The 13761-nt window shown below is 35.8% G+C and carries 5 protein-coding genes and 2 pseudogenes; 1 reads left to right on the top strand and 6 read right to left on the bottom strand.

Features of this window, described 5'->3' with window-relative positions; translation table 11 throughout:
- Positions 1–138: 138 nt before the first annotated feature.
- Positions 139–1160, bottom strand: a pseudogene (locus tag BKK54_RS11345) (IS481 family transposase).
- 108 nt (positions 1161–1268) lie between these two features.
- Here BKK54_RS11345 and BKK54_RS12295 point away from each other — a divergent pair.
- A pseudogene (locus tag BKK54_RS12295) lies at positions 1269–1386 on the top strand (IS1595 family transposase); the annotation flags it as partial.
- Positions 1387–1845: 459 nt separating this feature from the next.
- On the opposite strand, the gene BKK54_RS11340 reads toward BKK54_RS12295, so the two are convergent.
- The 5 genes from BKK54_RS11340 to BKK54_RS11320 form a co-directional block, all read right to left on the bottom strand.
- Entirely contained in the window at positions 1846–3279 is a 1434-nt protein-coding gene (locus tag BKK54_RS11340; RefSeq protein WP_077543173.1) for an HlyD family type I secretion periplasmic adaptor subunit, read from the bottom strand.
- The gene (locus BKK54_RS11335) at positions 3279–5399 is read right to left on the bottom strand and encodes a type I secretion system permease/ATPase (RefSeq protein WP_077543172.1); all 2121 of its coding nucleotides are present in this window, start codon (positions 5397–5399) and stop codon (positions 3279–3281) included. Before BKK54_RS11335 ends, BKK54_RS11340 begins: the two co-directional genes overlap by 1 nt.
- Positions 5400–5476: 77 nt before the next feature.
- Entirely contained in the window at positions 5477–11704 is a 6228-nt protein-coding gene (locus tag BKK54_RS11330) for a S8 family serine peptidase (RefSeq protein ID WP_244153146.1), read from the bottom strand.
- Positions 11697–12170, bottom strand: a complete 474-nt coding sequence (locus BKK54_RS11325) for a hypothetical protein (protein WP_077543171.1) — start codon at positions 12168–12170, stop codon at positions 11697–11699. The genes BKK54_RS11330 and BKK54_RS11325 overlap by 8 nt, the downstream gene beginning before the upstream one ends.
- A 2-nt stretch (positions 12171–12172) precedes the next feature.
- Positions 12173–12826 (bottom strand): hypothetical protein, encoded by a 654-nt coding sequence (locus BKK54_RS11320; protein ID WP_077543170.1) that lies wholly within the window; start codon positions 12824–12826, stop codon positions 12173–12175.
- Positions 12827–13761: the final 935 nt, after the last annotated feature.

Here is a 13761-nt window from a genome sequence, read left to right as displayed (position 1 = left end):
GCTAATCTGCGTCAGCCCCCATTATTTTATTGAGGAACAAATCTAAGAACATAAATTTTCAAGGTATTTCCCCGTTTAACTGTAGAAGATCAAACTCAATCTGACAGTCCCCGTTTAAAACGATATGTGTCTGTCAGATTAATTTGAGCTTAAATTTTTTTCTGCCCAAATTCGTTTTCCATCAACTAATGTTTCCATTGGCGTTCTTCCACAGCACATTTTTTCTTGATGGGTTCGGTGATGGTTATAATACGGCAACCATTCATCTAAATCAGCTTGTAATGTACTCAAATCCATATAAATTTTCTTCCTAAATGCCACTTGGTAAAACTCCTGTAAAATGGTTTTGTGAAAGCGCTCACAGATACCATTTGTCTGCGGGTGTTTTACTTTCGTTTTTGTCTGGTCAATATCATTGATTGCCAAATAAAGCTCATAATCGTGATTTTCTACCTTACCACAATATTCACTCCCTCTGTCGGTAAGAATACGTAATATCGGTAAATCTTGGCTTTCAAAGTAAGGCAACAGGTTATCGTTGAGTATATCTGCTGCCGTAATGGCCGTTTTCATGGTGTAAAGCTTGGCAAACTCAACTTTGCTGTACGTATCACGACCAACGCCTTTAATATTGCCAACATAGAAGGTATCTTGTACGCCCGGATAGCCAGGATGAACGGTTTCAATTTCACCATAAGCAAGCTCATCTTCCTTTTTGCGCTCCCCAAGGCTTGCACTTAGAATTCATTGAGAATAATGCCTTTCTCAGCAACTCATTTCTCAAGTGCTGTCAATCTTTGTTTGAAATTCGCAAGATGATGCCTTAACCAAATCGACCGGACACCCCCTGCGGAAACAAAAATACCCCTGTTTTCGCAGTTCATTGCTAACCCGAACCTGTCCGAATGCGGGATTATCCAAAGCAAATTGCACCACGGCTTTTTCGACTTTTTCATCTACTCGATTTTAATGTTAGGGACACGTCGGTTTTGATTGAGTAGTGCATCCACACCGCCTTCTTCAACCGCTTATTGATAACGATAGAAGGTATCTCGGCTTATTCCCATGATTTTGCAGGCTTGGGAGATGTTACCGAGTTCTTCAGCTAAATTGAATAAACCGGTCTTGTGTTTAATGAGAGGGTTGTTAGAATAAAACATGAGCGTTTCCTTTTTTGTTTAGATTGAATTTGACACTCATATTCTAAACGGGAAACGCTCACTTTTTATTGTGATTTGTCAGATTTAATCTGATCTTCTACATAATTTGCAGCAATAGAAATGATCTGTCATCTTAATATTTAGTTATAAAATGACTTTCATCTTTTTTTACAAACTACGTGAAGCCTTATTCAAAACTCGTGATTTAACAGTATGTGAAATTCACATTATACCAGTGATTAGTAAAGGTCGTGTTGCTTAAATGAACTCTACTATTTCTCCTACTTTACAAACGGAACTTATGATAAAGGTTAGAAATTTAACCCGAAACATTCTATAGCCGTATCCGACTAGAAGTGGTAACCAAGCTTGATAAATTTCATCTTAAGTGATTCCAGATATTACTTTTTCTTAGCATTCGAGTGCCTTTTAGTATTTACTGATCGTAGATTAGAGCGTAAAGCTAATATATCAAAATTAATGAATTATTGCATCAAGGGGGATTTTCTTATTTTTTATAGCTGTTACAAATAAGGGGGTATGGTGCAAAACACCTGTTTTTGTTATCTATTCTGAATGCTAATTTGCTTTGAATAATGTTGCTAATGTCTACTATATTGAGAAAATGTAGACTAGATTACGATTGAACTTTCAAATTAGATAAGATTGGCTCTTTGTATTTTATTTAGCGTTCTTTAAGACTCTCATCAATCATTGTTTTTAACGGACTCAATAAGTAATCGATTATTCGCCTTTCACCTGTCTTAATTTCGACTGTTGCTATCATTCCTGCAATAAGTTTTAACTCCTTTCCCTCAATGTTTAAATAGCTTTTATCCATTACAATAGTCACTGGGAACACTAGCCCTAATTTATCATCTTGTACAGCTTCAAGATCAAAGTATTTTACTTTACCTTTTATATATCCATAACGGGTATATGGGAATGCTTCTACTTTAATGGTGACCTCTTGCCCTTCATTCACAAAACCGATATCTTTATTCGACAACATAGCTTCAATTTCTAGTTGCTCACCTTGTGGTACAATAGTCATTAATGATTGAGCTGTAGTTACAACACCGCCTATAGTGTAAGTCTGTAATTGTTGCACCGTACCATCTACTGGCGCATAAATTTTATTGGAAATGTGCCGTTGTTGATTTTTTTCGACCTCTAATGTGAGTTGTTCAACTTGTTCATTTGCTTTACGTAATTCATCTAATATATTATGCCGGAAGGATTGCTCAAAAACCTGGTATTCTTTGCGTATTTGTTCAAGCTGGGCATTTAGCTCTTGGATTTTACTTTGTTGAATACTTCTTTCATTTTCTAATTCAATGACTCGGTTTTCTTGAGAAAAGAATTCATGCTTAGATGCATGAGCTTTTTTATAAAGGTTGTAGATATCACTGCGACGTTCTTTTTCATACTTTAACATTGCTGTTAGTTTATGAATTTGGATATCAATTGTACTCTTTTCCATTTCTTTCTGTTTAATCATTGCTGCCAATTTTTGCTTCTCAGCCACCCATGTTTGATATTGGCTTATAGCTAATTGTTCTTCTCGTATAAGTAGCATATCTTCGGTATCAAAAGGGAGTTGCTCATTTCTATTTCTTAGTTTGGGAGCTACATTTTCCTGAATAGCTGAAAATAATGCCTTTTGTCGTAACTGATTTAGACTTGCTAGTTTTAGAGCTGACTGAGCCTTATATAACTCAGGTTCAACACCCAGAGCGGTTAACTCAAGGAGTAAATCCCCTTTTTTTACCATTTGTCCATTTCTTACGTAAGATTGTTTTACTATAGCAGTTTCTATTGGTTGGATAATTTTACTCCGACCGCTTGGTAAAATTTTTCCTGTTGCTACAGCAACAATTTCTACTTTTCCTAGAAAAGACCAAGAAAGAGCAATCAATAAAAATAGGATAATGAGCCTTCCAATCCATCTTGGTAGGGATGATACTGGCGTCTCAATTAATTCTAAATGTGCAGGTAAAAAAGCGCTCTCATCTTCTTGCCGATAAGGCGTGTTTAACGACTTTCTAACCTTCCATGTATCTCCGAAAACTTGAATATAGCGTTTCATTAAGCTACATAATCCACTTATATAATGCATTATGTGTTCCCTGATGTTACTTGGAGTTGATACAAATAGTGGTAGAGACCTTTTGTGGCAAGTAATGTTTGATGATTTCCTTGTTCAACAATTGTGCCATTATCCATTACAATAATTCGACTGGCTTGATTGACTGTAGATAAACGATGAGCAATGATAATAACCGTCCTATTACGACAAATATGTTTCATATTTTTCATAATAATGTGTTCTGACTCATAATCAAGCGCACTGGTTGCCTCATCAAAAATCAAGATTCTAGGGTTATTGACTAGTGCCCGTGCAATAGCAATGCGTTGTTTCTGTCCTCCTGATAGATTTGCTCCATGTTCACCAACTAATGTATCGTAGCCTTCGGGTAAGTGGGATATAAATTCATGGGCTCCAGCAAGTTTTGCTACTTGCATGACATGTTCAATTGATATTGAGGGATAACTTAAGGCAATATTATCCCGAATAGAACGATTTAATAGAATATTATCTTGTAATACAACGCCAATTTGACGACGCAACCAAGATGGCTCAACTAATGCGATGTCATTACCATCAATAAAGATATTTCCTTGAGAAGGAGCGTACATACGCTGAATTAATTTAGTAAGTGTACTTTTACCGGATCCAGAACGACCAACAATCCCAATAATTTCCCCAGCTTTAATAGATAAAGAAACATCATTTATGATATTTTTCCCTTCAGGGCGATAACTGAAGCTAACTTCTTTAAATGTAATGTCGCCTTTAATTTCAGGGGGAATTAATTTGTTTTGGGGATTTTCTGTTGGAGTATTCAAAATATCACCTAGTCGAGTTACTGAGATTCCTACCTGCTGAAAATCTTGCCAAAATTGAGCTAGTCTAATCACGGGGGAGGAAACTTGACTTGCTAACATATTAAACGCAATAAGCTGTCCAATAGTAAGCTCTCCTGCAATCACTAAATGTGAACCTAACCATAAATTAATTACTATCACTAATTTTTGGATGAGTTGTATACCATGTTGACCAATTGTTGCAATTTTAGTTACTTTAAAACTTGATTGTACGTAACCTGATAATTGTTTATCCCAATGTTCTGTCATTTGTGGAGTAACTGCCATAGATTTGATAGTACCTATGGCTGATACTGATTCCACCAAAAATGCTTGATTATCTGCGTTACGAGTGAATTTTTCATTAAGGCGTCTACGTAGTATTGGGTTAATGAGAGAGGACCAGATTGCATAACAAGGAAGCGAAATAAGTACAACTAATGTCAACCAAGCACTGTAATACCACATAACTGCAAGGAAAATGAAAGAAAAGAATAAATCTAAAACTGAGGTTAGAGCTTGCCCTGTTAAAAAAGCACGGATTTGTTCTAATTCCCTTACTCTTGCAACGGTATCTCCAACACGTCGTGCTTCAAAATAAGCGATTGGGAGTGAAAGTAAATGTCGGAATAATCTTGCTCCGAGTTCAACATCAATTCGGCTAGTGGTATGAGAAAATACGTAAGTACGAATAGCTGAAAGTACAATCTCAAAAACAATTACTACACACAGGGCTATTGCGATGACATTTAGTGTACTAAATCCTTGATGAACTAATACTTTATCCATCACAACTTGGAAGAATAGCGGTGTTATTAATGCAAAGATTTGCAAGACAACTGACACTAAAATTACTTCTAAGAAAATCCTACGATATTTAACAATAGCAGGAATGAACCAGGTAAAATCAAATTTAGCAAGTTGTCCTGAGATACTCGCTCGAGAGGTAAATTGAATAATCTCTCCAGAGTAACGATCAGTAAATTCGTTATCCGACAAAATAGCTGGTTGATTTGTTTCCAAATCATGAATTAAAAAATGTTGATTTTTCGTATCTACTTTAGCTAGGATAAAATGTTTGCCGTCATTACACCAGACCAATACAGGTAAATGCAAGAGGGCTAAACGAGATTTTTCTTTTTTGCTAGCTCTAACTTTAAACCCAATATCTTTTGCCGCTAATAACAATTGCGTTTTGGTCATTACTTGTTGTATAGCGAATTTATGCTTTATTTGTTCAATATTAAAAGGAATACTATGTAACTGAGAAAAGATTGCTAAACTTGAAAGTGCTAAATCCTGTGTATTCATGCTATATCCTAATATTAAAATAAAAAGCCCCACAATATTTCTTGAGAATACTGTGAGACTTCAAATAATTAACTAAATTATGTCCAGTTAGCGGTTAAAATTGGATCTAATTTTGTATTTACCGCCTGTGGTAATGAAATTTGCCCTGCAGATGGTGGTGAAAATGCTGCCATTGCATTTATTAATTTATCTACATTAATATGGTTTAAAGACTTATTATTCGAGGCTATAAAGTTTTCCACTTTATAATTCTTACCATACCAATCAGTAATAATGACTTTGTCTTGAGTGCCAATAACACTAACTTCCAAATCTGTGTTTAATTTACGGAACCAGAGTTGATTATGATTGATGTTAGTAAATCGTAACGTATCATTACCTTGCTCATCATAGATAGTATCAATACCGTCTCCCCTATTGAAATGATAAGTATCATTTCCTGAACCACCCATTAAGAAGTCATTTCCACGCATACCGTTTAGAGAGTCATTACCTCCATAGCCAATTAATCGATTATTTCCCGAATTGCCTTGAAGTGAGTTGTTAGCATCATTCCCCGTTGCAGAAACATCAGCACCACCAATTAACTCAATATGCTCTACATTTTCTGGTAATGTATAAGATACTGATGAAATAACAGTATCAATACCCTGATTAACTTTCTCAATTACTTTATCAAGGTGGGAATCAACAACATAAGTATCATTACCTAAGCCGCCAATCATCGTATCAAACCCAGCTTTTCCATCCAATTTATTATTACCCGAATTACCTACTAAACGATTATTTTCATTATTCCCTATAGCATTGATTGAGGCATTACCCATTAATTGAATCTCTTCAACATAATTAGCTAATGTATAGCTAACAGACGACTTGACTACGTCGTATCCCCCCTCTTTGACTTCCAGAACTTTATCACCTACATTATCAACAATATAGGTATCATCACCGAATTCACCAGACATGCTATCGGCACCCGATCTACCGTCTATTAAATTACCTATTGCATTTCCTTTTAGAGTATCGTTACCATTAGTTCCAACAATAGTATGAACCAAGCGAGGTGGTTCAGCCTGTTCCGTAGAAAATATAAACATATCAGCTTTCAGCTGGTCTGGTCTAATTCCTTTTACTGTCACATATTGTGTGCCCGCTTTAGGCTCACCTAACCAGATTCTCGTATATTGCTCATTATTGACACTAAACCCGTAAGCATTGATGCTACTTACACCTTTAAACTGGGATATATCAATTTTCTCGTTTTTGTCATTGATATCAAAATCCCAAATGAGATTCTTTAATAGACCTCTAGATGCGTTTGGGGATGTATCTTTAACTACAACAAATCGATCGCTTCCCTTACCACCTTCAGCTCTTGCCCAACTAAATTCAACATTATTATATTGATTTAATGTTGTATATTGTTGGTTACGATAAGTTGATGACAGTGCTGTATCATCACCCTCCAAATAAAGAACGTCATTACCAGCTCCCCCTCCAAGATAGTCAGACCCTGCTCCTCCGTAAAGAATATCATTACCTCCACCACCTAAAATACGATCGTCACCATCATTACCATACAGTGTATCATTACCGCCTGTGGCAGAATCTGCAGAGTGTTCGCCGACAATGATGTCATTACCTCTTCCTCCTCGAAGAATATCATTACCGTTACCCCCGAATATACGATCCTCACCTTCTGTTCCCCAGAAAGCAACACCAAAATCGGGTAGAGCAACCTCCGCATTATTATTTGAAAATCCATATCCTCCCACTTGATTTAGCCAATAAGGTTTAAAAATCTCTGTAGTTACTACAATATTGTTATTGGTTAATCTATTTGCTTGAACATTATTAAGTCGAACTGTTTGACCATTTCCTAAAGAAATAAGGGTATCATTTCCTTGTTGTTGTTTGGATAAATTAAAGGATTCAAATCCAGTAAAGACTAAACGATCGGTACCAACACTGAAATCAGTAATGACATCTTGACTATTTAATTTCTTCTCAATAATAAAAGTATCATTTCCTTGATCTCCAGTTAAAGTATTATTTCCTAAGCCTCCCACCAGAACGTCATTGCCTTGTAAACCGGATAAAATGTCATTACCTCGTCCACCAATAAGTATATTATCGACATTATTTCCTGTGAGTTTATCGTTGTAATCTCCCCCAGTAATATTCTCTATCTGTTGTGGGGATGTGATAGTCAAGGTTTTTCCAGACAAATTTGCTTTTCCTGTTGAGAGGTTTACTTCAATAACACCATCCATAGCAGCAGCATTAATGGTATCTATTCCCCCATTCGTATCATTCAGTGTATCGACCGTTTGGTAGTTATGGAAGTCATCGGTATATATGTAAGTATCACTGCCCACATAAGCCCGTCCATAGAAACTCAATGACCAGTCATGTAGTGTTCCTGTACTACCTGTTGCTACGTCAAAAACTTGTAGTTTCCATTGACCATTTGGATTTTCTCCCTTTATTAAGGTAGTATTAAATGTGTAATTTAATGTAGAAGATTCTCCGAATTTAACATCACCTATCGCTTTATCATCATTAGGATCTTTTCCTGGTCTATTCATTAAAATAGATTCAGTGCCTGATGGAGAAATTAATTTAATAATTAAATCACTGGCTCTCGCATGTGTCAGATTAACTTTAACAGCTACATTTTCGAGCTGCATGGAAAAATTTGAAACGTCTACCGCAAATTGTCTACCATTATTATCTGTTATGGACTGATTAATTTTCCCCGATTTATAGATATCCTCTAATTTAACTTCGTTTTCATAAGTATGTTGAGTATTCCAATCTTGAGCTAATCTCACTGCAGCTTGAGCATCTAGTACACCGTAACCATAATCGTGACTTACATGCATCCCTGTACCATTCCAGTTCTTAGCCCCATTACGTTGCCATTGACTATCCGTTATTCCTTTTGTTGTTGCAGTGAGGGCGAGAATTTCCTGAATATCACGATATCCGAGGTAAGGGTTTGCTTCAAGCATTAATGCAACCACACCAGAAACAATAGGAGCAGAGAAACTTGTTCCATTGTTAAGCGTATACTCTTGCCCTAATATTGAACCATTTTCGTTCACAATTTCACGAGAGCTGGAGTATACATTAGAGCCATGAGCTGTGACTAAAACACTTGCGCCTTGATTTGAATAGGAAGCTATTTTAGTTTCAAATTGTTGATTTCGTTCAGCAGAAGCCACTGCAATACCATATCTTACATTAGTTAGTTCGGAATAATTAGTATTTCCTCCTTTTTGTCTATCATTGCCTGCAGAGTTGACAATGATAGTCCCTAGACCATTACGTCCATCTGTCAAAGCTGGTTTATAAATATCAAAAATTGTTTTGCTTTTATCGGAAAAACTAATTTGCTGTTTAAAGTTCTGGGTATGCCCCCAGCTGTGATTAGCAATATCATAGTTTTTCATCTGATCTAAGCTAGAAACATCTGCACCGACCCAATAGCTCGCTACGGTTGCATCGTAAGCGACACCAACACCACCTTCCCCATTGCGTTCAGCAACCATAATACCTGCCACTTCCGTCGCATGCTTACTAAAGACCTTATCATCCTCTTGACGTTTATATTCGTAATCATGTAACCAGCGTTTATCTATCTTATTACGTAATTCAGGGTGTCGGTAGTCTGCAACTTCTTCTGCAACAGAGAATGGACCACTTGGTTCAAACTGCCCAATACGAACATTTTTACCTGTATAATTATTCCATATGGATGAAATATTATCTGCTTCCAAATAGTATTGGCGAATGACATCCGGATCTGAAGGGAGTGATGGTGGCACAAGATATACTTTCCCCTTTAATTCACCACTACCTGAGGTTTTAATTGCTTTAACACCTTTTGAATCTTCAATAGCGTATTCAAAACTAGCAATTCCTTTAAACCCTTTTGTTGGTGTAAACTCAATATCTCCATTAGACAGAACTTTTAGAGAGCCACCTCGAATATTTGAAGCTTGATAAATAATGATTTTATCACCCTGTAGATCTATATCATTTTGAAGCAATCGAGATTGTTTAATGATATATGGACGTGAACCATCAAAACGTTGTCCTTTGCTATCTTGATAGAGAATATCTTCTACTGGCGTTGGATTATCCCATTCTGAATTTGTTGTAGGTGCTGCATAATTTGTAATATCTTTAAAATTTAATAATTCAATATTACGTAAAAAATCTGTGCCATCACGTCCTTGAGCTTTATCGCTTACAAGGATACCATCCCCCATTTTCGTAATTTTATAATCGGCAAAATTACCTGAGAACTCTACAGTATCTTGACCATCTCCCCCATCTAAATAATCATCTCCCCCCTCTCCAAGTAAGGTATCATCTCCTTTTCCACCATGTAATATATCATCATCAGACCCACCAAAAATGACATCATCACCATCATCACCGAACAAACGGTCATTACCGCGATGTCCTCTAATTAAATCTTTGCCAGCTCCTCCTGAGATAAAGTCATCACCATTCTCACCGGATAAAGCATCATTTGCGATACTTCCCACAATAGTGTCGTTACCATCTCCTCCTCTGACAAAGATCGAACTATTGCCAGAAGAGATAAATACATCATCACCGCGTCCGCCGTGCGCAATTTCAATTTCAGCTTTACCAAGATCTAAGGAAACGCCTTTATTACCGATGACCTGTACGATATCGTCTCCTTGACCACCATGAATATTTTCCAGCAAATCATCACCGTCAATTAGTAGTACATCGTTGCCATTTCCGCCATAGAATGTATCTTGACCTCCACCGCCAGCTAACCAATTATCTTGGCTGTCTCCTCGTAAAATATCATTACCGTTACCGGCTTGAATATTGGCAACACCAAGTTGTTGAACATTTAAATCACGATTTTGATTGTCTGTTGCGGTAAAACTACTTGTTCCCTGTATCAATCCATTTGATTCTGTAACGGTTTTATTACCACCATTTGCTTTAGTGATAGTATGTCCACGAGGATTAGCTAAGAAATTTACTGCAATAGCCTCTTGCTTTTTGCCATTACGAGTAAAAGCCCCTTTTCCTAATAATTCATTGCCATAGAATAACTGACCACCAGAATTTTGGTAATTTAAATCAATCGCCGTAATACCAAGAGCGGACAGAGTTTGCAATTCACCAGAGTCAGTTATACCGTTATGATTTTTATCCTGCCAAACTCTAATGGCATTGAAGTCTCTATCTTTATTATCGAAAACTTTATCTTTGTTTGAGTCCAACGATTTTAATGCATCAAAGCCATTTTCAAAGCGCTTTTCACCGCTTTCACCGTTACGGCCAACTTTGCCTGCATAATATTCCGAAAAAATTTCGGATATGTTATCAATTTTGCCGTTATTATTGAGATCTCGTACTAACATCCCGTCTTGGTTGTTTACCCAACCGGTTTCTTCTAGTGAACCACCGTCGTTATCAATATCAAAGAGAACAGGATTTTCATTATAACTGACCACTTTAGCACCATCGCCGTTTAGATCTAGGACCAATGGATCAACAGGTAAACGGGAATAGCCGATCCCTTGCATACGGTTGATATTGACTAAATTAAAGGTATTTTGAATATTAGATTTAGGTTGATAGATAGAGGGAGTAATAGCATTTTTAGACAAATTGGTATTTGCGGTACGGAAGTTATCCGTTAGAATATTAGAGGTAGATACCGCTGCAGGGCTTGTATGCGCATTAAAAGAAAGTCTATCAAAAGCCACATAAACTAATCTAGAGGTGGCCGACAATTCGGCATCGGGGATAATGCTTTTTGTTCTGTCTGCATTAGTGGTTAGGTCTAGTTTATTATTTGCTTGTGATATTGAAGGCGTTACTTTACTGTTCTTTAATAAGTTAGAAAGCCTTTCTAAGTTTTTCTCTAAGCTTTTAAGCTCTAAGTAAGTGTTCTTTTGACTTCTGGAGAAAAAGTATGGAGTAGGTGCCCTTGGACTATTATACTGATGACGTAGTAAGTCCCTCCCCCTATGTAATAGGGCTGTTTTATTCCAGCTAGATGAGAAAATAACCTCTTTTTTATATTTTTGTGATATAGCCGCATACTCTGCTTTGGATATATCTTTGAATAAATCTTTTCCTTTTCTGTCCTCTTCAAATTTTAAAGAAACCCTATGACCATTTCCATTACTTAATAGTGTCTGGAGCGGTATATTAACGTACCAGGGGACGTTTGAACTTGAGTAATCATAATTATCATTTTGTATAACCCGAACCTGTCCGAATGCGGGATTATCCAAAGCAAGCTACACTATAGTTCTTAATTCCTACTGGATTTCCGTTAGAATCAATGATGTAACGAATATTGGTTGTATCAAGTTTAGCGTTAAAAGAGCCAAACACTAAGCTCCTTTTGGCATAGTCGGCGGAATCAACATTGATTTCATAATTTTGAAATGATCTTTTTCCTTCTAAGGCGTCCTGTTTACGAGATTCAGAGGTATAAATAAGCTTAACAATTTGTTCATGAGTTAATTCTATATTTCCCGATTTTCCGGAAATGTGTTGAGAATAATTAATATTTTGTCCATTGTCCTTTTTCCCATTCATAAATTTTTCAATAACACCGAAGCTGGCAGCAGAGACAAATCTGCCATGCCCGTTAGCCATCACATCACTCATAAGAAATGTAAGTGTTTTCTCTTTTATATCATGAGCATCAAGCGTAAGCTTATCATACTCTTGATTCATTTTAATAACGGTCATAATTACTCTCCAAATAACGTATCAAACGTCATAAAGCTAATTACATTTTTACATTGATCCAAAGGATAGACTCGAGTGACATTATCATCTCCAGGCGTTACTTTGTCCCCAAATCGATATCTATAACCACTATGGAGCGGCCCTAGATAGATTTTTTTCATAAATAATTTATTCTCTTTCAGCATAAAGTTTTCTTGATTATAAAGCTGTAACTCAGAGCCAAACTCATAGACAATAGATTTGGTGTTAAAATCATTGATTGAAAAATCTTTTAGACGTTCTCCATTCATAATTCTCATAAACCGATCTATATCGAACTCCATAATTTGTGCCGCTTCCCCAGCAGTATCAATAATAAAGGAAGGCTCACTACTATTAATTACATAAGTCACATCATCAGCTAATTTATCTATGGTTGTTTTAGGGATCACCCATATTTCACATTGTTTATCATAATTGCACTCTTCATATTTCTTTTTTCTAGCATCTCTATTCTCTTTTATTTTTTCAATAAAGCTGTATAGGGCATTTTCTAAACCTGCATTAGCACAGTGTTCTGCTTGGATTTTATGTAGTGCACAAGCAACGAGGGCGGTAATAGCTAGAATGAAGATAATGTAGAATCGGTTAAATTTTTTGTTTTCATATTTTTTCATTATGATTTCTTGGTATGAGGGGAAAACTTTGTTCACTTCAAAGCACTTTTGTTAAGAATATCATGTGGTTAACATAAACAATAGATAAATGTTTAAAATTTGTGAGATAGTTCACACTTTTAGTTTTGTAACTTCAGCTGTTTTCCCCTCCACATCATGTATCTTTTTAACATGATAAGTTAGCTTTCCTCAAAAGTGATGCTATTTTGATCTTCGCAATAGGAAAATTCATACAGTGATCTAATCTTACAAAATCCACTGGTATATTTCTTTTCTATCATCATTACTGAGCTATGAATAATAGCTAATTTTTTTGTACCTTGTTCATTAAAAGAATTAGTTTCATATCTATTTGATGTGGTTGGATATTTTATTTCTTCAATACACAATAATTCAAAGATAATTTTATATGAGCTGGTATTATATAAGCTTTATAATAATCATTGCTTTCTTAGCATATAAAAATAACATATCAGATTTCCAAGAGCTGAATTACACTTGGCTAAGTTGTCATAAAATGACACCATTTCAGTAAATCCTTTAAAAATATCATCTCTAGAATTAATACTAGTGCATTAAAATATAGCTCAATAAATATCCCTAATTCATAATAAGATATACTACTTTTAAATTTAAATCTTGTTATCTGAAAATAATCACCTTCTTCCAATCTGCTTTTTGCAATTGATGTCATTGGGTTAATTGATGTATATAAGATTTTCCCTCCTTTAAAGTTCATCCTGTTTATGTCTTGTTCGGGAGAGTAAATTAATTCATCTTGTTTAGAATAGGAGTGATTTCATTTAGATTATCAGTATTAAATCTTCTTACTCGATAGAAATAACACAAATCACTTTCTTTTAGGTAAATGTATATCTCAAATACTTTATCAAAGTATCAAGCCTATTTATATTTTGGGGCTGACGCAGATTAGC

Source organism: Rodentibacter genomosp. 1, assembly GCF_001999285.1.
Lineage (GTDB): Bacteria > Pseudomonadota > Gammaproteobacteria > Enterobacterales > Pasteurellaceae > Rodentibacter.
This window is presented reverse-complemented; position numbering and strand designations above follow the sequence as displayed.